This window comes from Arenibacter palladensis (genome assembly GCF_900129275.1).
GTDB classification, from domain to species: domain Bacteria; phylum Bacteroidota; class Bacteroidia; order Flavobacteriales; family Flavobacteriaceae; genus Arenibacter; species Arenibacter palladensis.
Genome location: NZ_FQUX01000007.1, coordinates 52258 through 75261, shown reverse-complemented (window position 1 = coordinate 75261; position 23004 = coordinate 52258). Strand labels below are relative to the sequence as shown.

Genomic DNA, 23004 nt, shown 5'->3' with positions numbered 1-23004 from the left:
TTTTAGAAGTTAATGTTTAGTCCTAATGAAACCATTTTACTTATAGGATATTGGTCACCTATACGACCGTCCCTACCATCAAATGCTTCAGGGTCATAGATCATTAAATCTGTAAATGTGAGCAGGTTTTCTCCAGAAACATATATTCTGACACTGGACATTTTAGCCTTGCTGGTTATCTCTTTTGGAATTGTATACCCAACTTGTACATTCTTTAGGCGCATATAGGCTCCATTTTGCAGATACCTCGTAGTTGGATAAAGGTAGTTCTTATTGTTCTGTCCTGTAAATTGGTTATATGCATTTGGAAAATAGCCATCGGTATTTGGTCCCAACGGGTTTGTAGTGTCCTCGGCTCTAAAATAATCCAAATGTTCTGTATATACATTGGCATGTAGTGGTCCGTTGGCTGGCCCTCTAAAGGTTCCCAATCCTCTAAGATCCAAATCCCTTTTACCTACACCCTGTATAACAAAAGAGGCATCAAATCCTTTCCAGGAAGCATCGGCACTTAAACCAAATTGAAAACGCGGAGTACTATTACCAATTACCTTTCTGTCTCCTGGGTTATCCTTAGTATTGTCCCCTATATCAATAACATTATCCCCGTTCAAATCCATATATTTTACATCTCCTGGAAACCAGGCACCGGAATAAATGAAGGATTGGTCGTTCTCCCAACCGGCAACATCATCAGCAGTTTGAAAAAGACCTGCTGTTTCCATTCCCCAGATCTCATTGAGTTGCATCCCTTCGTAATAATTGTTCAATAATTTCGTAGGGTTGTTATATTTAGTAATCTCACTTTTATAATCGGATAAAACACCTCTAAGTCCATAAGAAAAACCGTTGGAAGTATTTCTCCAAGAAAGTTCAACTTCCCATCCTGTTGTAGTTACTTCACCACTGTTAATTTTAGGCACACTAGTACCCAAAACATCTGGAACAGATTCTCCGGGCCCAACTAGATTATCTATTTTTGATTGGTACCAATCGAAAGTAAGACCAAGTCTATTATTCAGGGTTCTAAGGTCTAACCCAAAATCGACCGTATTCACTTTTTCCCATGTTAAATTAACACTGGAAAGATTAGGTATCCCTACGGTCCACAATTGCTCTCCTCCAAATAACCATGAAGATTGACTAATTGGCAAGGACGGAATGTATAAATAATTGGCCACATTCTGGTTTCCAATAGAACCATAAGAACCTCTAAATTTCAAAAATTCTATTTGATCCTTTAGAGGGTAGAAGTTCTCTTTGGAAAGCACCCAACCACCAGAAACAGAAGGGAAGGTACCCCACCTGTTATCCGAATCGAACCTTGATGAACCATCTCTTCTCACGTTCATCTCAAATAAGTATTTTTCGGCATAATTATAGTTGAACCTTCCAAAAACGCCTTGAGTAGACCAATGTCCTTTATCATCGCTTATGGTCTTTTCTCCAACTGAGGTATTAATGGAAGGAATAGCATCGGTCAACAAATAAGCAGATTGTGCGAACAAATTGGAATAGCTGTACTTTTCCTGCTGATACCCTGCCATTGCATGAAAATTATGATTCCCAAAACTTTTGGTATAGGCCGAGTAAATGTTTGGCGACAAATAAGTATTGGTCCATAGACTAGAATAGTAGCGGGTGCTTTCTTGGTTAGAGGAAGTTATTATTGACCCTCCATTACCATCAGGTACAGCGCTGGGTACTGTTGGGAATCTAGATTGCTGACTATTATCATTAGTACGGTAGTTAAACTCAATATTGGTTACCCAATCCTTTATTGGTTCAAGGGTCACCCTAGGAGAAAGTATCAATTGTCTTTTTGTCTCAAGGGATTTTTGTAATTCCTGCTCGCCAATTCTACCGGTCCAAACATCTGTCCCTGGATAAAACGCCGGCTTGGTAGGTTTTAGCCTTGTCATTAGCAAGGTAACAAATGACCTACCTGATCCAGAAGTAGCATGCGCTGGATATTCCTGCTCTTCATACTTATATTTTGTTAAAAGTGAAATATCCATCCAAGGGGTAGCCTTGGTGCTTATTTTGGCATCAATATTATAGCGCGTAAAATAATCCTGCCCCACTTTTAAAAGACCTTCTTCATCATAATAGCCACCGGACACATAATAGGATGTTTTATCAGTACCTCCAGAAAAACTCAGGTTATGCTTAATTCGAGAACTGGTTTCTTTAATAAGTAGAGACTCCCAGTCGGTAGCTGCCGAAGCATTTAGTCCATCTACACCAAGGTCCCATGCCAAACCATTTGCGGTCTCTTCAACTTCTGGGGCACTACCTGGATTGGCCAAATTCTGAGCTATCCATTCCAATCTAGTATCACTGTAATACGGACTCCCTCCGGCATTTTCACTAGCCTGGTTCATGGTATAGGCAAAAGATAATGCATCTGCATTTTGAGGCATATTCATAGGGGAAGTGACCGCATAATTCGTAGAATACGAAATATTGACGCCACCGCTTTTCTTTCCACTTTTGGTAGTAATCAAAATAACCCCAAAGGCTGCCCTTGCTCCATATATAGCGGAGGCGGCCACATCCTTTAAGACAGAAATGGACGCAATATCACTAGGGTCAATGTCATTTATTCCCATGGGGATGTTATCCACCAAAACTAAAGGGGAGTTACCGCCTTCCAATGATGTTAACCCCCTAATGCTCATATTCATTTCAGCTCCCGGCTCACCTGTAGCACTGGAAGTAGAAATCTGCAAACCCGGAGAAGCTCCTTGCAAAGCTTGTTGGGCATTGGCCACTGGTCTATTGTTGAACGTATCTTCTCCAACAATTGAAACGGATCCAGTTAAATTTTCCTTTTTCTGTACTCCGTAACCTACTACTACCGCTTCATCAAGTGCTTGGGCATCTTCTTGCAAAAAGCCATCAACTACGGTGTTGTTTCCTACTGCCACCTCCAAAGTTTGATAACCCAAGTACGAAAACACCAATGTTTTCTCTCCGGCCACTAAGCTAAGTTCATACAATCCGTCAAAATCGGCGATTGCGCCATTTGAGGTTCCTTTTTGAATAACACTTGCTCCAGGCAAGGGTCCATCGTTACTGGTTACCGTACCAGTTACCGTCTGAGCCATTATTCCCATCGTACTAAATAGGAATAAAAGCACTGCATTGCAAAGTCTAATTTTGCTTTTGAATTTCTGTTTTACTTTCATTTGAGTGGTTGTTTAAATTAATACTAGTACTACTGCCTTCGAGCTTTACTTTCTATAGTCGATTTTAGAATAATTATTAAAATAGATTTAAAAAGTATTGCCTAATAAGGGCCCACTTTTTTAGGTTTGGGCCATATATTACTTCATGAGTTTTAACATTGATTTCCCCATCTTTTCGCCCAACCATATGTTGGATTCCGAATTAAAATGGGTGTTATCCTTTAGTGTTTCCAATTTATCGGTATTGATGATACGGACGTTTTTATCTGCTTTGGCCACCCTATCCTGGGCAGCTTGGACCACCTCGGTAAAATCAAAATTCCAAGGTGTTTTTCTTAAGAGCCCTATTGAAATGCGACCCATAACAATGGGCAGGTCCTTTTTGCCCGTTTGCAACCTCACATCCTTATAGAGGATCTTTAAGTTCTCCTCATAGGCATTGGCCCATTCCAAGAATTCCGCATCAGACTCCCCCTGCATCCAGAGCATGCCGGATACTTCATAAGAAATTCCCTGCTCTTTTAAATCCTCAATGGCATTTTCCATATTTTGCAGAAACCTAACGTACATAGGCTTACCAGGAAGCCAATGCTTCCAAAGTTTGGTCCCGCCTCCGGAAGTCTTCACAACAGCTATGGTATGGTTGGGATATTTTTTGGCAAGTTTATGGGAAAAAGCAATCTCAGGACCGAACTTAAACTTTCTCCTTTCGGCGAAGGAGTCCGTGCCCAACGGCACCCACGTTTTCTTTTTGTTATCCCAGGTTACAGTATTTTCCGGGTGCACACTATAATCTGCAGGCAGTTCTTCGGATTTACCGGTACCATCCATATTGGACTGGCCTCCGAGAATAAACAACTTGACCGGTCTGGATGCATCTATTTGACCCACACAATTCATTGTAGTGAGGAAAAATAAGAGTTTTAGTATAGGGGGAACTTTTATACTCATGTTTAAATAATTTCCTTAGGGAATCAGGGCACTTGCCCTCCCTCTTATCATCATATTAATTTGTCTCCAGAGCAACGGTATCCTTATATTGCTCCCTTAGTCCTTCCAATTTCGCATGAAGATCCTCGGTTATTTCAGCATACCCTTCTTCTCCATATAAATTATGCATCTCTGTGGGATCCTCCTTTAGGTCATATAGCTCCCATTGGTCTATATTGTTATAAAAGTGAATCAACTTATACCTATCTGTCCTTACCCCATAATGTCTTTTCACGGAATGCGGGCCAGGGTATTCGTAGTAATGGTAATACAACGCCTCTCTCCATTTTGGAATCTCTTTACCTTCCAAAATTGGCAACAAAGATTCCCCTTGCATTTCCTCTGGCACTTCCACACCTGCCAATTCCAAAAATGTAGGTGCGTAATCTATATTTTGAACCAATTGGTCTACGGTTCCCTTTTTGAACCTGGATGGCAATTGCATTAACAAGGGGGTACGGAAAGATTCTTCATACATAAATCTTTTATCGAACCAGCCGTGCTCTCCCAAATAAAATCCTTGATCGGAGGTGTAGACTACCAAGGTGTTTTCCGCCAAACCATTTTCTTCCAAATAATCCAATATCTCTCCAACGCTATCATCTACAGAGGCAATACATCTTAAGTAATCCTCAAGATATCTTTGATACCTCCATTCCATCAGTTCCTTTCCACTAAGGTTGGCTTTCTTAAAATATTCGATTTCCTTATCATATGCCTTATCCCATGCCGCACGTTGTTCTGGATTCATACGATTGATCTGTACTTCAAAATATTTACGAAGAGGCCCGTCTATCTCCCCTTCCTTATCGTACATTTTAAGATCGTTCACCGGACAGAAATCCTTTATGTGCATCTTCTGGCTAGCTGCTGCCGTCCTATTCTCGTAATCATCATAAAAATTGTCGGGGAGAGGAAACTTAACATCGTTGTATTTTTCCAAATAAGTGGTATCGGGCATCCAACATCTGTGAGGGGCCTTATGGTGCATTAACATGGCAAAGGGCTTTTCCTGATCCCTATTTTTCAGCCAATCCAAACTAAACTTGGTAATAAGCCCGGTTACATAGCCTTCTACCCTAGATTTTTCTCCCATTTCATTGAAATCCGGGTTATAATAATCTCCCTGTCCGGGCAAAATGTTCCAATAATCAAAACCCGTTGGATCACTTCCCAAATGCCATTTTCCGATCATAGCGGTTTGATAACCTTCTTTTTGCAATAACTTGGGAAAAGTCATTTGACTACCATCAAATTTTTGACTATTGATCTGCTGCCCGTTTAAATGTGAAAATTTACCTGTCAACATAACGGCCCTACTCGGGGAGCAAATAGAATTGGTAACAAAACTCCTAGTAAACTTCACTCCGTCGTTTGCAATTCTATCAATATTCGGGGTTTCGTTTAACCCTCCGTTATATGCACTCATAGCCTGATAGCCATGATCATCCGTCATAATGTAAATAATGTTCGGTTTTTTGTTCGGTATGGCTACCTTCTCCTCCTTACAGGACGAAAAACTAACTATCAGAATTAAACCGATCAGGATTAAACAAATATGAAATAAAGCAAAAGGTGATTTTCTGTTTGACATGTAGAAAATTTAAATGTTATATAATTTGTATCTTTAATTTCGGCGAACTGTTAAAACTCCAAATCCACCGTTGAAAACCATTTTCTTCTAAGGTATTCTTCAACACCTTTTCTTTCCCATTCTTCCAACTCCCTATCCAAAAGTATCATCTCTGCCAAGGAACCTTCCCAAAGTCCTTCTGTCCTAGCCAATCCGGAATCCGATTTGGATTCCAATTGCACTGTTAGAATACAGAACTCCATGGGATTTGGTGTAGTGAACGGATCTATTTGAGTTCCGTTCAAGAAAACCTTGCCATTCTTGGTTAAGGCATCAACATTATCCCTGGCAAAAATGGCCTTCCCAGATTCCTTGCTTTTCCCCATCCAACCATTGGAACCTCTAAAGAGACTTGTACCTGGAAAAGACATACTACTTTCCCTGTACACCATAATAACCGTCTGATAATCCTTTACCTCTTTTGGCATTATGGACACCCAAACATGATCGAAGGCAGCAACACCTTTCCCGTTCAATTGATTGGGCTCATATTTCATAAACAACTCGTTTGGACTTCTGCGTACCTTATCCTTCCACTTAACCACGGGACCACGTGGTGTAACAAAATCATCTTCCTTTCCATTGCCATCAATATCACTGGCATCGAACCACATTTTTATACTTTCATATCCTAATTCTGAAGGATCTATGGCAATAGGTCTTTTATTGGCCAAGTCATCTACCCCAAAACCAATCCTATTACTGCTTTCCGCCCTTGACAAATTATTCTGTGCCGCCACATAATAATTCCCAGGTCCCTCTGGTACGAAGGAATTGCCAATGGCCAAAGGCGTTTCATAAGACTCACCTTTTGTAGTTTTGGCATTCTGAGCGTACCACTTATAGGTGTATCCCGGAAGTGGATCCACAACTGCCACGGTCCCATCCCTATTCTCAAACTTCAAGTTGTCAATTTCAAAAGGATATACTTCTGGAACAGATATGGTCCCCTCTATTTTATTTTCGCCCCCATCACTTACAACATAGCTATAATCCCCTGGAGAAAGATTGATTCTTTGGTTCTGTATGACAGTTCTTGCTTTGACACTAGTAGGCACCCTTATATGATTTATATTGGGAATGGATTGTCCGCTGGAAACAATTGCAACCTTATCTGCACCTTCTTTAAGGTATACCTGCATAGTTGCTACATCCCAACCAGTATATAATGGCCTTGTCTGATTAAAGTGCATGGTCTTTGCTTCTATTTTTCCATTGATAGAAATCTGGGCATCCGACCCTTTTAAGTTGATACCGGCATAGATTACATCAATGGGATAAAAACCGCTATTGGCCACCTCTACATCCCAAGAAACAGAACCTTCATGCCCTTTGCAATCCAAATAGGAATTGTTACTGGCACTGAAAAATGTTTTAATTTGATGTTCCGGAAGCACTATAGTTGCATTTTCCGGTTCATAGACCAAATAATTTCCATATTCATATTCTGCATTTTTCCATTGCACCGTATAAGGTGCCCGACCACCAGTAAAACTCAATGCTATTGCCCCGTTATCCTTATTAATTTCTGAGGCTTTTACATCTGCATCAACAACAATTGTGGATTTGCTTTTTTTGCTTTTCCTGGATTTTTTAGCCGAACCAAAACTCCCCAAACTACTTTCATAGATAGAAGCCCGTGCTTTCTGGGTTCTAAATTCACTATCCATTACGACAAGGTCATAAATGCCCACTCCAACCTCTTCCAAAGTTTCCGAGGTGCTTCCATTGGACCATTCATAGGTATAGGGAGGCACTCCCCCCGAAACAACCGGCATTACCTTAAAAAGCCCCGATTGTTTATCTACTTTCTCAAAGTTGGTTTTAACCGCTAACGGCTTGGCATTGGATTTTGGTGCCGTATTCAGTACATTCCATTGCACCTCTACCTTGGGGAACTGGGCAAAAGGAGGATCGGGCCCAATATTGGGTGTTTCATCGGTAATGGAACAGATCAATTCATATTTTGCAATGTCTCCAAATTCAACTTCCAGCTCATCTAAACCTGATGCAATCATCTTTCCGTTCAGAAACCATCTTACTACTTGGGTATTGGGTTCCGGAACAATGTGATCTACCGAAAAACGAATCTTTTTACTTCCATTTATTTCAATGGATTTATTTTCCGGGGTAGTGCTTTTTATAATATCTACCAAATCGTACACCCTCATTGAAACCCTTTGGTTGCACACTGGACACATTTCCTCGGTATTATCAAATACCCCTGCCCCCATTATACATCCCTGGGCGGTAGACCTATAGTAATCAACCAAGTGATATTGATTTCCCTCAAAGGCACCTATTTTATCCAAATACTCTTCCTCATAAGGCGTAGGCAAGGGAGTGGTAGGCTCTATCCATTTTCTCCATTTGATTTTATCCCTCTCATATTCCAAGTCAGCAGAATAAGTAGGAAAAGCACTGGTACCTGTAGCACCCGTAGTATATTCATCTCCAATACTCATGCACGTATGGGAAATTTCATGCAACATTTTCCCTATTCCGTTCCCCGCAATAACTGCATTGCCTACCCGTTTCTCTAAATTACGAGCGGCTCCACCACCACCATTTTCCCTATTGGGCATTATAAGAAAAGTTACCCAGCCTCTATGTTCGTTCGCCCATGGTAAGAATAACTTTTCACGCATAGCATCCATGGCCTCTAAATCAATTCCCTTTTTCCACTCGGGAGTATCGGGCATCCACAAGCCATAAACATTAAAAAACTCCCTATAATGGGAATATGCCGTCTGTGCCCTTTCATCCCCATAGGTAAGTGCTGCCACCAAGGATTCCTCTATATCCTTCACAAATTCACCCCTCATATCAGGGGAATTATAAGGTTGCTCGTCCTTAGAGGTCCACTGGTTTACTATAACGATATTGATCCTGTTATCCTTATCACCAGTTATTTGAATTGGGATTAATTCCGACTTTTCCAAAAACCCGTCTATTTGAGCTTCCGTCCACTTTTCATAGGCCGCTCCTCCTTTTTGGGAGTAGCCTTGAAAAATCAGCATAAAGAAAAAACAAACAAACGCTAAACATTTTTTCATAAACAGGGAACTTTACTCTAATTATCCTTCTTTATCCTAGATTAAAAATTCGCTAGGCTAATAGTAGAATGACTCTCTTACAATTCTATTTATTTAAAAAAAAAGTTAATAAACTTATTTTTAATACTTATGTGAATAATTAGATTTTGCAAAGTTAATAGTTGAAAACTGCACTAATAAGCTCAAAATTAACCGATATCTATACTATTTAAACAAAATTCCAATAATAATGGTCAATAAAATCAATAATAAGGTGCAAAAATAAAGAACTCAATTATAGGCTCCTATTGTAAAAACATAATAATTTGATTGATATTTATGAAAAAATTAGAATGTACATGTAATTATTATACAATCTTTAATAAGTTACTTTATGTTGCAATTTCCAGAGCGAATCCCAACAATTATTGAGAAATGGCTATAGAGACAATAGGTTAATTGATGTGGAAATGCGACAATGGATTAATGAATCAATTTGAAAATGGAAATTTTCTTGGTGGCAAGTGATGATTTATAAGACAGAATTTGTTCTCCCATTGGAGGTCCTGTCCCGTCTTTTAGCGGAAGTCTAGCCTGCCGCTGGCAAGGGTAGGACTTTTGGTCACTTCAACAGAGTCCTATAATCGGGACGACGAGAAGTCCTACAAAGAGAAAAAAGTTTTAATACTTTATTTAAAATAGTGCAGGTATTATAGGTAATGTATATTTTTAAGGAGACAATGCACAATACTTACATTTGATTGAAAGAGGATAACAATAATAATAACTATGAGAAATAATATCTATAAGAAATTTGTCATTATAGCTTCAATTTTATGCTGTAATGTATCAATAGTAAAGGCCCAAATAAAAAATGCCTCTTTTGAAAAAGATCAAATTACCGGAACGAGTGAGATAGTAAAAAAACTTAAAGGTTGGAACATCAGCAGCGGCAATGTCGAAATAATAACAGGTAAAGTATTTTCTGCAGTAGAAGGAAACCAAGTACTGGATTTAAATGGAAACCAGCCCGGGAGTATTGAACAGACCATAAAAGGGCTTGAAAAATCTGCTGATTATACCTTAAAATTTGAATATGCCGACCAAAAAGGGAGACAGCGCGATGATCAAACCCTGTTGGCCACCGCCAATGTTATCATTAACGGAATAACAGTTGCAACAGTCCGAAACCTATCGCCCGCACCTAATTATATTGGCGGCATTGGCTTTGGCTTTAAGTCAACAGCCAAAGGAACGGCCACTATTGAATTTGTTTCCACCACAAAAGGGGACATGGGATTGGTAATCGACAACCTTAGAATAGAAAAGGGACCACCCATATCACCCCCGGTAAATGATCATTTGGCAAATGGTGGTTTTGAAATGAAAGTGATTAGCGAAAGTGGAAATCCACATTTATATGGAGACCAGCTTCCAGGGTGGCTGATCATGCAAGAGAACATAGATCTTATTGCCATTGACCGCTTTGGTTCCCCGAGTGGAAAATGGGTAATTGATTTGGGCGGTCATGGGCCAGGCGGTATAGCACAAACCATTACCCACCTATCACCAGGGGATAGATATCGTTTGTCCGCATTATATTCCCGTCATCAATCATGGGATCAACAAGATCCCCTCACAGGTGAAATCTTTATCGATGATGAATTGGTTTTAAGATTAAACAGGGACAAATTGGCAAAAGCACCCCGTTGGGAAAGGATAACCCACGATTTTATAGCCCCATCCGATGGAGAAATAACACTATCGTTGTTTTCAACGGCATTAAAAGTTGGTGGTGGAATTTTGTATGACGATATAAAGATTGAAAAGGTTAGTGATATTACTGAACCAAAGAAAATACCCGTATTGATTATTGATGGTTTTAGCAATCATAATTGGAAGTTGAACACTGAATATTTACAGAAAATACTTGAATCTACAGGAAAATTCACAGTATCGGTAAGTACATGCCCCAATCAAGAGGAAAACGAATCGGACTGGGAAAACTGGAATCCTGATTTTAATTCCTATCCTGTTGTGATACAGACCTGCAATAATATTTTTAAAGAAGATAGTTTGCAATGGCCCGATCATGTAAAGCAAGCTTTTGAAAAATATGTGGCAGAAGGAGGTGGGGTTTACATGTACCACGGCGCTACCAACGCCTTTAAAGAATGGCCCGCATATAATAAAATGCTGGCTTTGGGATGGCGAAATAAGGATTTTGGTGAAGCCGTAACCATTAACGACAAAGAAGAACTGGAGATAATTCCAAAAGGAGAAGGTGAAAACACTGGGCATGGTGCACGAACAGATGCTTTGGTAACGCGAATAATTGGTCATCCCATTCATATTGGCATGCCAAAATCTTGGTTAGCTGCCGATGTGGAGATTTACCGTTATGGAAGGGGCACTACCGAAAACCTAGAAGTTTTATCGTATGCCAAAGACCCAAAAACGGAGTTAAACTTCCCAATGGAATGGACAGTTAATTTTGGAAAAGGCAAGGTTTATTGTTCTACCTATGGCCATTTGTGGGAAAATCAAATATGGCCGCCAAATATGCGTTGTGCCGCATTTCAACAATCCATGGTAAGGGCTTTACAATGGTTAAGCGGGAATGTGGTAGATAATTATGTTGATCCAGATTTTCCAACTTCTGAAAGTACCGTTTTAAGACCAGCATTACTGGATTAAACTTTTATAAAAAAGAGCAGCCACCAAAATATGTAAACAAAAAGATCCCAAAAAAGTGTTCTCGATAATTATTTAATCACAAAGGAGTCCCGTAAAGTGGTCCGCAGCTATTAGGAACAGGTCATTTTACTAAATCAGTTCCTTGCAAGCTACTCCCGCCTGGTCCAGCGGGCACCAAAAAAGGGTCAGACTTTAGATAAAAGTCCAACCCATATCATTTTCCTATTACATAATACATAGGATAGTGTTGCTAATCAATTCTACGCTGTTTCAATAATTTGCCTACAGCAGAATCACATTTCTTGGAATAGAGATCTACCAAATCCTTATATTTCTCCTCATAGGCCAAATTGTTGACCTCGTTTACATCTTCTTTTAGATTGTAGAGCTCTATAAATTCCGGATTAGCTTCATACCTGATATACTTCCAAGTATCATCCCTATAACACTCGGTCTTGGGAAGCAAGGTCTCCCCTTCCCTCTGATGCTCAAAAAAGGCAGAGGATCGCCAATTTTTAGAATCACCATCATAAAAGTGAGTAAGACTTTCCCCTTGATAGGTTTTAGGAATTTCCACTCCGGCCAAATCCAATATTGTAGGTGCAATATCCAGATTTAAAACCATCTCTTCAAATGTTTTCCCTCTTTCAGATTCGGATTGTCTTGGATCATAGATCATTAGGGGTACGCGAAGCGACTGTTCGTGCATCAACCATTTTCCAGCAAAGCCACGTTCACCCAAATAGTAACCGTTATCACCCATAAATACTATGACCGTATTGTCTGCCAAACCTTCCTCTTCCAGAGTGGCCCTTATCCTACCTACAACACTATCTACGGTACTGATCATCCTATAATAACCCTTGACCATTCGCTGAAACTTCTCAGGGGTATCATATCGCCAGTACCATCTTTTCCGATTCATGGAATGTTTCATAAATTCGGGCAAGGCCTCAAAAAAAGCAGGATCTGCAGTTCCAGGTGTAGGAATTTCATTGTTCAGGTACAAACTATCCGCATATTTTGGCCAGAAATATTGTTCTTCCGCACCGTCATCGGCATGTGGCGACCAGAAGGACAAAGACAGGCAAAAAGGTTTATCCTTATCGCTTTTAATAAAATCGATTGCGTGATCCCCGTTGATATCTGCCAAATGTTTCTCCTTACCATCTACCATTTTCAGATACGGCCAAAAGGTCTTGATACTGGTGTCGAAAATGGAATCCTCTATACCCTCATTGACCTTTACACCAAACTTACCTATAAGTCCGGTCCTGTAACCTGCCTTTTTGAGCAAATAGGGATAACTATCATGCATATACCCATTGTTCAATTTTGGTTTCCCGAAATTGAAATCGTGGGTCCTCTCATATAAACCAGTAAGAATAGTAGCTCTACTAGCGGCGCAGATAGGCGTGGTTACAAAGGCATTTTTAAAATAGAGGCCAGTACGGGCCAATTCATCCATATTGGGAGTCTTTATTATTGAATTTCCAGCAAATCCAAGGGCGTCCCACCGCTGATCATCGGTAAGTATAAAAATAATATTAGGTTTTTTCCCTACAACTTCTTCCTGTTTCTGCACCCCATCCTTACAGGCCGACACAAATACCAATAGCAAGACTACGGCAACTACTTTTAATAAATCCTTCATTCTATTATAATAAATTCCAATCATTTTAAACATTCATTTTAATCAAAAAGCACTACTTTCTGCTCATACCCTTTCCGCAGAACCTCATCGGGAACCGAGGGTACATATTCATTTATTTTTTGGGCGTCTCCATCACCTAAATAATCAACATAAACAAAGCCTGCTCCACTAACCTTATCGTTCCCCTTAAATCTAAAGGCCGACTGAAAGCAGGTAACCCCTGCTTTTAGATCCACAACAAACTTGGCAGAGTTCATTTCTCCATCCACCTGTACCGTTTGTTCAATGTTACCTACCTTTAGCGAAGCACTTACTATCCTATCTACCAAATCTCCTTTGCCATTCTCCCCAATACTTTTACCCGACTCATTGGGCCACCTGTTTACGGCCACCTCGTACCTGCCATCTCGAGCTACGTTTACCGTCCATATTTTTTCGCCCTTCCTGGTATGAGCATCATGCGAATAAAGGGTTACCGGGTTTTCATGTTCAGACCCTACATACATAGTTGCATATTGATCAAAACCTACAGAAACATCCTGCCACCAATCCTCATATCTTTTGTAAAGTTCTTCCACCACTTCGGGGTTTTCTTCCACCACATTTACCTTTTGTCCCCCATCTTGTTTAATGTTGTACAATTCCTTTTCCTCCCTATTTACCAATCTCCAATCTTTGGTTATCACCTGATATTCTTTATCCTTTACTGGATATTCCACACGTTGATTATGGACAAATATTGTTCTATCGTCTTCCCACTGATTCATCTTACCGTTTAAAAGAGGCTTAAGACTTCTACCGTCAAATTTTAAACTATCCGCTCCTTTTAATCCGCATAACTCTATCAGTGTAGGCAATACGTCTATATGTGCCGAAAGTGCATCTATGTCCTTTCCGCCCTGAATCCCTGCACTGGGCCAACGAATAAAAAACGGAACCCGATGCGCATTCTCGTAACCCCATATTTTAGCCCCTCGCATTCCTGCAGTATATCCTTCCTCCACAAAACCGGTTTCAAAATCCATCTCAACCCCTCCAAACCATGGGCATGGACCATTATCTGTCATAAAAATGATTATGGTATTCTCATCCAGTCCCAGCTCGGCAACCTTGCGAAATAAAGTAGCAACATCTTCATCTATTTTCTCTACCATCCCGTAGTATTTTGCCAAACGCTCCGAAACTTTGCCCTTAAACGGCTCTACATATTTTTCATCAACATTTAAAGGGGCATGTGGCAAATTGGTAGGTATGTAGCAAAAAAATGGCTCGTCTTTATTTTTCTCTATATAATCAATAGCCTCTGTAAACCATACCGTGTTACAATAGCCATCATATTTCTGAAATTTACCGTTGTGTTTGTAGGTATCGTCATAATAGTCATTGCCCCAAAAATCCGGAGATTGACCGATACCACCACCTCCGTGCACCACAGCTTCCTGAAAGCCGCGATCATTTGGCCTAAAGGGATAATTCTCGCCCAGATGCCATTTTCCGAAGACAGCTGTCTTATACCCATTATCACTGAATACATCGGCCATGGTGACCATACCTTCTTTTAACAAAGACCTACCTCCTATTGTATGCCATACCCCTGCCCTAGCAGAATAATTGCCAGTCAACAGGGCCGATCTGGTAGGAGAACAGGAAGGGTCTACATGAAAATCGGTAAATCGCACACTTTCATTATGGAATTTATCCAGGTTAGGAGTCTTCACATAAGGACTGCCCAGAGACCCCAAGTCACCATACCCCTGGTCATCGGTCATAATTAGTATTACATTGGGTTTCTTAGCTTCGGTTTTGGGGACGTCAGTTTTAGCTTCCTCCTTACAACCAATTAGAACCTGGCCAAATGCCAGAACTGTAAGAATATATTTGAATTTCGTCATTTACATTTTAATCGTTTATGTGCCTGCAGCACAATAAAACAAGAAGTTGCACAAGTATAAGTTCTGTGTTAAATTTCAACCATATTGCCAGACAGCTCCAAGTTCAAAATTTTATTTAAGACCACCGAAACCGCACCAATGGATGTAGCCTGATCCCCAAAGGTTGAAGGTTGAATATTTACCCTTGCATTACCTGCCAACAAATACTTATCCCTTTTTTGATCAATCAAATCAAAGAGCAAATCCCCGTTTAAGGAAATACCTCCTCCGATATAAACTGTTTCCGGATTTAATAAATTTGCAATAGTGCCTATACCCTTACATAGATACTCGGCCACATCATCATATATCTTCATGGATGCAGGATCTCCTTTTTTAGCCGCCCTCGCTACCAACTCTGCCGTAATAAGCTCTGCATTCCCCATGCAAAGTTCCTTCAATATTTCCGACCTATTTTCGGCAAGGGCCTGTTTACCCAACGAAGCTATCCTATGACCTGAAGCCAACGCCTCAAGACAACCATACATACCACATTTACACTGAACATCACTATCCGTATCTACGGGAATGTGTCCAAACTCACCGGCGAATCCGGAAAAACCTTTTAAAAGATTCCCTTCAACAACAAGCCCGGAAGCAATTCCATATCCAATATTTATCACCGCAAAATTCTTCTGATTTTCCTTTGCCCCCATTTTCAACTCGCCCAAAGCCATTAAACGCGTGGAATTATCATAGAAAAATGGCAAATCCAAATGATTTTCCAACTCTTTCCTTAAATCAATGTTTGTCCAACCGAAATCTGGAGAAGATTCAATTATTCCAGTTTTACTGTTCACCAATCCAGCAACTCCAATCCCAACTCCCCATATTTTGGCAGAGGCTTCTTTCCTGCTTTGAAGCTTATGGATCATCTTGATCACCTTATCAACAATACTGGTAAATCCCTTTTCCAATTCGGTAGGAACCTGTATCTCGGAAATAAAATTTGCATTAAGATCAACCATGCACCCCCTGATATAGGTGGCACCCAAATCTATACCTATTATATAATTGTTTTCATTCTTAAACTTGACAATCATGGGAGGCCTACCTCCACTGGAATTACCCACTCCCAGACTTTCAACCAAGCCGTCCACGTTTATCAACTCATCTACTATACGGGTTATGGACGGAGGGGTTAGCCCAGACTCCTTGGCTAGGGCAGAGCGACTTATCTGACTATTGTGTTTAATAAGCTTTAAAACGACTTTTTTGTTGGCAAGATGCAAAGAGGCTGCATCCATTTTTGCATATTCTTTTTTCATTCCATTGAAGATTATCTAAACCAAAGATATTAAAATACCTTTCATAATTGGTTTTTCAATTATGATTTTTTAAAGATTATATCGATTTTAAATAGTAAAAACAATATACGCGCTAGTTAAATTTAATTTAACCCCTAAATAACCTAATGTGTGGATATTTTCATTAATGCAACAAACTTATAATATATATATTAAAAAGTTGACTGAAATAAAATTTGGACGGCAAAAGAAGAAATTGATAATTAAAGTGCTTAAAATCGGTTGTCCCCAGCAAGGTAACCACTACATCCCAATGCCTTTACATTGACAATAAAAGGTATTACACCTCAGGGCAAGCCTGTCTACCGACAAAGGCAGGCCCTGAACCCAATCTTAGGAATCGACCCTAGGGTCGAGGTATTGAACCTAGATCCCGCCGAAAAAGGCGGGATTAGTTCAACTTGCAATTTTCAGTGCGTCTTACTGACTTCTCAAAATTGAATTTCACTAATAAATTGTGAAAATGAAGTCTCTGGTCCCTAAAGCAAAATTACATTTCTTGTTAATTGTTTCTTCGATAGGAATATTATTCTTTGAAATCAATCCATTATCACATTTTGGCCATGCCCTGCCATTCTTCCTTGGTTGCAGGTAATTTTTGGTGCTCGAGCATTATCAGCCATTTTCCGTCCTTTTTTATCAAAAGTGCATCGAAATGGATAAACCTTTCCGCACGTTCACCATTTTCATCCAGTAAATCATGCCTAAAAATGCCCCTTTCAAAAGCAGTGGTATTGTCCCCGGTCCGTTCTGAAAATCGAAAATCCAAATTTACCTTGATTAAACCTTTGTTTGTTTTTTCAAGTCCATCCTTCCATTTTTCCAAAGCCTCTTTTAGAGGATAACAGACCTTGCCCCTATCCGAGACCAAAATCCCATCCTCATGGAATGTTGCCCCATATCCGGCAACATCACCTGCTTCCACTTTTTCCTTAACTACATTCCAATAGGCATTGAGTTCGGTTATTCTGTCCTGCGCAAAAACATTACAACTGAACAATAAACCTATGAACAACACCTTTATTACCCCCCTGATTTCCATATATTTTTCTTTTATTTTTCTGTTCTAAAATATTCCAATACTTATTTTTCAAATCAATGAACACAATATAGTTCGCATTTTGTAAATAAACCCAACAAGTCCAAAGAAACCTTTTTGGAACACTTACTTCGATCCATTAAATCTTTCCATCCTCTGTTTCCTCTCGGTACTTTCATAATGTTCCTTGGACCTGATAGGCGGTATGTGGTGTTCCCCAAGCGGGATCAAAGAACTCTCTGGAAAAGCAACAGGATCGGCAGGGATAAAAGATCTCAACTTGGACTTTACTGCCAGTAGACTATCCACCTTATCCAAATTATACCATTCTTCCGGATCATTTTCAAGATTATAAAGTTCACTGTACCCGTCTATATAATCTATTAAATGCCAATTTTGGTAACGTACGGAATAACTACCGTAATCATAGGTAGTGATTATGGGTCTTTTTACCTCCTTTTCCGGATCTTGAAGAATTGGCCTTAGGCTCACCCCATCCATATCCTCCTTATCAGGCAGGTTACAAAGATCCACCAGGGTAGGATAAATATCCATAAGGGAGGTAAGATTGGAAGTGGCCACACCATTCTTTGATCCGTTTGGCATCTTTTCAAGATGTTCGGGCACCTTTATCATCAGGACCGAACGAATTACGTTTTCCCACAAAGCAAACTTTCGCCAGTGGTTTTTTTCACCCAATTGCCAGCCGTGATCAGACCACAGCACTACTATGGTGTTGTCCGCATATGGACTTTGTTCCAAGGCTTCCAAAAGTCGCCCTACCATGGCATCTGAAAAGGCAACAGAGGCCAGGTAACCTTGGATGGCCTTTTTCCATTGGTCCGCCTCAGTTACATGCTTGTGATAATTTCCTCCCCGGGAAATCAACTCCTTTGCAAAGGGACCCAAATCTGTGGTATCCCCTTCCATAAGGTTGGGCAATTCTATCTCATCCAGGGGGAACATATCATAATACTTTTGGGGCACATACCAAGGAAGGTGCGGTCTATAGATCCCTGCAGCGAAAAAGAAAGGCTTATCCTGCTCCTTACCCAACTGTTCCGAAATAAAATCTACGGTCTTATAATCGCCCATATCCTTATCATCAACAGAAAGTCCGCTCCAATCGAACATGCTGTACATATGTTCAAAGGGCTTCATATTCACCGGCGTTTTCTCCGGAAAAGGATCATCGGGCATGGGCTTTTTTATAGACGGATAGTAATCATCCCACCCCAGCGTATCCACTTGCTGATAGTGGAATATCTTCCCGGCCCCTACCGTGCGATAGCCGTTATTCTTAAAATGCTGACCCAAGGTAAGTGTATTGGAAAGTTTGGGAACCTTCCTCCAATCCTGATAATTGGAATACATGCCAGAATTATAAGTGTGTACTCCTGTAAGTACGGCCGATCTTGAAGGGTTACAACCAGGGCTAGGGCAGTAATTTTTTGTGAAATTCACAGAGTTCTCGGCGAATTTGTCGAGATTGGGGGTTAGGGTCTGGGAACTGCCGGCTAGCGGCTGTATCCAATCGTTCATGTCATCCAGGGAAATAAACAGTACATTGGGATGGGCTACCAATTCCTTTTCCTTCCCTTTTTTATCATTCTTACAGCCCGCAATCAATAGAAAGAAGGCGAAAAAGCTAATTTTAAAAGCTTTTCCAAAAAAAATCGAGGGGCTATATAGAGTACAGTTCATTATAGAAATTTAATTAATAATATTCTCCGTTTTGGTTCAATTCCTTTGGCCAGTATGCCATCAGCCATAACCAAATAGGTGGAATATTTTTGGGTTATAAAGAATTATATATGGACCCATTTTAGGGTCAGTAAAATTGTTCCCAATGTAAACAAACACCCGCAACAGGAAGTAGATGATTTTAACAAATGAATGGCATATTTAAACAAGTGTTCCAATATTTATCCAATTACAATAAAACCATAGTTCAGATTTTCACTGATAAGAAAAAAATAAAGAGTTGAAAAAATGCAACCTTTTAATTATTGGTTTGTCTTTAAAACATCTAATCATTAAATCTTTATTAAATGAAAACAAAATCTATTGGCATTTGTCTTATAATGATATGTGGTCTTTTTTTATCCTGTGATCATGAAATAATTAGGGCTCGGGGAGAAATTACCACAAGGGAAGTGAATATTACCGGTTACTCCGCTTTAAAAGTCTCGGACGCCTTCAACGTTTATGTCCAATTTTCGGATACGGAAGAAAAGATAGAAATTGAGGCAAACGAGAATCTACATGATAAGATTGTAGTTGAAATGGTGGATGGCACCTTGGGTATCAGGTTAAGGAACTATACAAGTATAAGGGGTAACCCAACCCTGAATGCCTACATTGTTACCAAAAGGATTACCGATTTTGATTTATCCGGTGCTTCCAAGGTAAGCTTAGAATCCGAGTTGGCGTCCTCACGTGTATCCATTGAATTAACAGGGGCTTCAGAATTTACAGGGGAGCTGGATCTGGAGCAGCTTCAACTCGAAGCAGGTGGAGCGGCCCATATTGACCTCTTTGGAAAAGTCGACAAACTGGACGTTTCACTATCAGGGGCAAGCACTCTAAAGAATTACGATTTACGGGTGAAGGCATTGGATATACGATTATCCGGGGCCAGTGATGCCTATCTTTCAATTTCCGAAACCATAGACATCGATGCTTCAGGTGCCAGTAAATTGAGATATAAGGGAAGTCCAGTCATCAACAAAATAAAACTGTCCGGAGCTTCCGAAATAATTAAGAAACCATAAAAAACTATTGGCTAAGAGGTAAAACAACACTCTTAGCCAATAATTTTTTTATATACAAACAGGACTTCAAGCAAACTTCTTGGTAACGTCTTAAGAAGAAGATTTAAATTTATAATTCAATTCCTCGACTATGTTCCCCTAGTTATTTGGAATCCTTATAGCACGATTTCAACTCTTTTGAATCCATTTACTAAATACTAAAAACAGGACACCGCAAAGCAACCAAGCCGGTAAGGTAACAAAGGACAGAAATACATCGAACTGAATCGATATAAAATAGAACAGTCCAAAGCTTATTGCCCATGCAAAAAACACGGCCTTATTAAATTTAAGATTGGCCACTTCGGCATAATTCTTAACGATTCCTGCCTGCTTATGGAAAAAATGTTCGAACACGATAATGGCACCAAAAGGCGCTAAAATAAAACCGTATAAAGCTACAAAACCAAGTAATTTCATCGCAAAGGCTGGAAAAAGTCCAGCTACTGTAGCCAAGGTACCAGCAATTATGGTAACCCAAAAAGTGGAAAGTTTGGGCACTATGGCCTGAAAGGCCAGTCCCGCCCTGTATATAGTTGGATTGGCAGTTGTCCATCCAGCCAAAACCACAGCAATTATCCCAAAGACACCTATGGCATTGTTGGCCAATGGCCCCGGTGCTACCGTAGGTGCCTCACCATTGGCAAGAAGTCCCTGAGCTTCAGGTGATTTTAAATAAACGGCATATAACAGCGCTGCCGCTATCCAAGCCATATAATGTCCTACATACATTCCGGCAGCCGTGGTCCATCCACTACTTGCCTTTTTAGCAAAACGGAATACGGATAGATCGGACATCCCCACATGCATGGCCGCATTGGCGAACCAAGACCAAATAACAACATGCCAGAAGGTATATTTAATCTGTCCTGGGAAAGGATCGGAACCTTCTCCCCATATATCCCAAAATTCCGATAGGCTACCTACCCCCAACTGATTTAAGGCCACAATACCACAAGCCAGAAAGGCCAATACTATCACGGGGGACATCCAGTTTGCCGCTTTGGACACGGTGTCATAGCCTTTGGAGGCTATCAATGAAATAACCGCGCCAAGGGCAATAACAATTATAACCCAGGTCATACCATTGGGCATGGTATCCGTAAGCTTGGGCATTTCCATATTAAAGGGTATCCCCACCGCCGTGGCAGAAACCGTAATCATGGACCCTGCCAAAAAACAGAAAAGCACTCCATTGGCCAAATTATAACCCGTAACCAAACTCTTTCCACAGATCTTTTCCAATTGGTAGTACAAGGTCAACCTGTACTTCACGGCAATTTCGGCGGTCAGAAAACGCCAACTGAGTACAGCCAATAAGTTCCCCAACAGCAGTCCTACAATAAGATCGAAGGCACTTACCCCTGTTGTCAGGAACAAAGGCCCAATTACAAATTCGGTTCCAGCCGCATGTTCCCCTGCATACATCCCAAGAAAACTTTTCCAACTTTTCAGTTTGGATATGGGTACAGGTACGCGTTCAAATTCTCCTCCTGCTATATCCTCTATTTCTTCTTCTATATTAAATTGGCTCATAAGTCTGGTTTATTTGGTCATTATTTAGTCTTTATTTTATCAGATGATTTGGTAAATCCTCCACTCGCTCACAGCAAAGCTGGTCCATGACCTGCTTAAATTGGGTCTTCAACATGGCAATGGTATGATCCCCGCCCTTGTTCCCCAAGGCTGCGGCACCGTACATAAAGGAGCGTCCCATAAAAGTAAACTTGGCTCCACTTGCCATGGCCCGTGCTATATCGGGACCGGAACGAAGACCACTATCCATCATGATCTCAATTTGATCACCGTACTGGGTTATTTCCCTGAGCGAATTGATAGTGGATTGTGCAGCATCCAATTGTCTTCCCCCGTGGTTTGATACAATGATACCATCAAAACCCATATCTATGGCGTCTTTGGTATCCTGCTCGGAGGCCACCCCTTTTAGCACCAATTTACCCTTCCATTTGTCTCGGATGGGCTTAATTTTTTCGGCATTCAATCGACCTGAAAAAGTCTTGTCCATAAACTGCCCCAACTGTTTTAAATTGAGTCCCTCTGGGGTATATGGTTTTAAGGTCTGAAAAGTAGGTTGACCGTATTTAAGGGTATTATAGGCCCATGTAGGCTTTCCTAAAATCTGAAGAATATTTTTTACCGACATTTTTGGCGGCAACGCCAGACCGTTGCGAATATCACGTGGCCTATATCCAAAAGTAGGCACATCGCAAAGTAGCACCAGCACAGGACATCCAGCGGCCTCTGCACGATCAATTATATCATCTCGTAAAGTATCATCAACGGGATTGTACAATTGAAACCAAGCTTTCCCCTCGGTAAGCTCACTGGCCCTTTCAATACTCAGAGTTGTAACGGTACTCAAGATAAAGGGAACGTTGTGCTTATGTGCGGCCTTTGCCAAGATTTCAGGGGAATTGGGCCACATTAATCCTTGTAGGCCCACTGGGGAAATCCCAAAGGGGGCATCAAATTCCATACCCAAAACTTTGGTCCGCGTACTGCTTTCCCCAAAATTGCGAAGGTAGCGTGGTTGTAGTTGCACATCCCTTATTTCTGCCGTATTTCTTATAATACTGACATCTTCATTACACCCTCCATCCAAATATTCAAAAGCAAATTGGGGAACCCTATTTTTTGCTCTTTCCCGTAAATCATCCATAGACGGAAACCGTGAACTTATTTCTGATGTCATA

General features: G+C 40.5%; 13 protein-coding genes. 2 read left to right on the top strand and 11 right to left on the bottom strand.

The annotated features are described in order from the left end of the window. Positions 1–2 precede the first annotated feature (2 nt). The 4 genes from BUA60_RS17150 to BUA60_RS17135 form a co-directional block, all read right to left on the bottom strand. The gene (locus tag BUA60_RS17150) at positions 3–3191 is read right to left on the bottom strand and encodes a SusC/RagA family TonB-linked outer membrane protein (RefSeq protein ID WP_084532649.1); all 3189 of its coding nucleotides are present in this window, start codon (positions 3189–3191) and stop codon (positions 3–5) included. Positions 3192–3329: 138 nt separating this feature from the next. Continuing rightward, complete coding sequence (locus BUA60_RS17145) at positions 3330–4142, bottom strand: sialate O-acetylesterase (RefSeq protein WP_084532648.1); 813 nt, start codon at positions 4140–4142, stop codon at positions 3330–3332. Positions 4143–4197: 55 nt separating this feature from the next. After that, on the bottom strand, positions 4198–5775 hold the full coding sequence (locus BUA60_RS17140; RefSeq protein WP_072863824.1) for a sulfatase family protein: 1578 nt from the start codon (positions 5773–5775) through the stop codon (positions 4198–4200). Positions 5776–5825: 50 nt separating this feature from the next. Further along, on the bottom strand, positions 5826–8870 hold the full coding sequence (locus BUA60_RS17135) for a M64 family metallopeptidase (RefSeq protein WP_084532647.1): 3045 nt from the start codon (positions 8868–8870) through the stop codon (positions 5826–5828). A gap of 768 nt (positions 8871–9638) precedes the next feature. Here BUA60_RS17135 and BUA60_RS17130 point away from each other — a divergent pair. Further along, positions 9639–11546 (top strand): ThuA domain-containing protein, encoded by a 1908-nt coding sequence (locus BUA60_RS17130; RefSeq protein ID WP_072863820.1) that lies wholly within the window; start codon positions 9639–9641, stop codon positions 11544–11546. Positions 11547–11796: 250 nt separating this feature from the next. Here the strand turns inward: BUA60_RS17130 and BUA60_RS17125 are convergent, their stop codons facing one another. From BUA60_RS17125 to BUA60_RS17105, 5 genes are all read right to left on the bottom strand, one after another. Further along, the gene (locus BUA60_RS17125; RefSeq protein ID WP_072864088.1) at positions 11797–13200 is read right to left on the bottom strand and encodes a sulfatase family protein; all 1404 of its coding nucleotides are present in this window, start codon (positions 13198–13200) and stop codon (positions 11797–11799) included. A 38-nt stretch (positions 13201–13238) separates the two neighbouring features. Next, positions 13239–15092 carry an arylsulfatase gene (locus BUA60_RS17120; protein WP_072863818.1) on the bottom strand — a complete coding sequence of 618 codons (1854 nt, stop codon included), beginning with the start codon at positions 15090–15092 and terminating at the stop codon, positions 13239–13241. Between the two features lie 68 nt (positions 15093–15160). Continuing rightward, on the bottom strand, positions 15161–16399 hold the full coding sequence (locus BUA60_RS17115) for an ROK family transcriptional regulator (RefSeq protein ID WP_072863816.1): 1239 nt from the start codon (positions 16397–16399) through the stop codon (positions 15161–15163). 589 nt (positions 16400–16988) lie between these two features. Next, a complete protein-coding gene (locus BUA60_RS17110; protein ID WP_072863815.1) occupies positions 16989–17480 on the bottom strand; it encodes a YybH family protein in 492 nt (163 codons plus the stop codon). Between the two features lie 123 nt (positions 17481–17603). Next, on the bottom strand, positions 17604–19181 hold the full coding sequence (locus BUA60_RS17105; RefSeq protein WP_084532646.1) for a sulfatase: 1578 nt from the start codon (positions 19179–19181) through the stop codon (positions 17604–17606). Between the two features lie 347 nt (positions 19182–19528). Between BUA60_RS17105 and BUA60_RS17100 the strand changes: the two genes are divergently transcribed. Beyond that, on the top strand, positions 19529–20251 hold the full coding sequence (locus tag BUA60_RS17100; RefSeq protein WP_072863814.1) for a head GIN domain-containing protein: 723 nt from the start codon (positions 19529–19531) through the stop codon (positions 20249–20251). Positions 20252–20419: 168 nt separating this feature from the next. Here BUA60_RS17100 and BUA60_RS17095 read toward each other — a convergent pair whose 3' ends face one another. Together BUA60_RS17095 and BUA60_RS17090 are read right to left on the bottom strand one after the other, a co-directional pair. Beyond that, positions 20420–21826: a purine-cytosine permease family protein gene (locus tag BUA60_RS17095; RefSeq protein WP_072863812.1), complete on the bottom strand. Its 1407-nt coding sequence runs from the start codon at positions 21824–21826 to the stop codon at positions 20420–20422. A 31-nt stretch (positions 21827–21857) separates the two neighbouring features. Then, a complete protein-coding gene (locus BUA60_RS17090) occupies positions 21858–23003 on the bottom strand; it encodes an alpha-hydroxy acid oxidase (protein ID WP_072863810.1) in 1146 nt (381 codons plus the stop codon). Position 23004: the final 1 nt, after the last annotated feature.

Excerpts from the sequence above, each read along its gene's own strand:
- BUA60_RS17135 (WP_084532647.1), bottom strand. The coding sequence starts at position 8,870 with ATGAAAAAATGTTTAGCGTTTGTTTGTTTTTTCTTTATGCTGATTTTT.
- BUA60_RS17100 (WP_072863814.1), top strand. The coding sequence starts at position 19,529 with ATGAAAACAAAATCTATTGGCATTTGTCTTATAATGATATGTGGTCTT.
- BUA60_RS17095 (WP_072863812.1), bottom strand. The coding sequence starts at position 21,826 with ATGAGCCAATTTAATATAGAAGAAGAAATAGAGGATATAGCAGGAGGA.
- BUA60_RS17110 (WP_072863815.1), bottom strand. The coding sequence starts at position 17,480 with ATGGAAATCAGGGGGGTAATAAAGGTGTTGTTCATAGGTTTATTGTTC.
- BUA60_RS17130 (WP_072863820.1), top strand. The coding sequence starts at position 9,639 with ATGAGAAATAATATCTATAAGAAATTTGTCATTATAGCTTCAATTTTA.
- BUA60_RS17115 (WP_072863816.1), bottom strand. The coding sequence starts at position 16,399 with ATGAAAAAAGAATATGCAAAAATGGATGCAGCCTCTTTGCATCTTGCC.
- BUA60_RS17105 (WP_084532646.1), bottom strand. The coding sequence starts at position 19,181 with ATGAACTGTACTCTATATAGCCCCTCGATTTTTTTTGGAAAAGCTTTT.
- BUA60_RS17150 (WP_084532649.1), bottom strand. The coding sequence starts at position 3,191 with ATGAAAGTAAAACAGAAATTCAAAAGCAAAATTAGACTTTGCAATGCA.
- BUA60_RS17125 (WP_072864088.1), bottom strand. The coding sequence starts at position 13,200 with ATGAAGGATTTATTAAAAGTAGTTGCCGTAGTCTTGCTATTGGTATTT.
- BUA60_RS17145 (WP_084532648.1), bottom strand. The coding sequence starts at position 4,142 with ATGAGTATAAAAGTTCCCCCTATACTAAAACTCTTATTTTTCCTCACT.
- BUA60_RS17120 (WP_072863818.1), bottom strand. The coding sequence starts at position 15,092 with ATGACGAAATTCAAATATATTCTTACAGTTCTGGCATTTGGCCAGGTT.
- BUA60_RS17140 (WP_072863824.1), bottom strand. The coding sequence starts at position 5,775 with ATGTCAAACAGAAAATCACCTTTTGCTTTATTTCATATTTGTTTAATC.
- BUA60_RS17090 (WP_072863810.1), bottom strand. The coding sequence starts at position 23,003 with ATGACATCAGAAATAAGTTCACGGTTTCCGTCTATGGATGATTTACGG.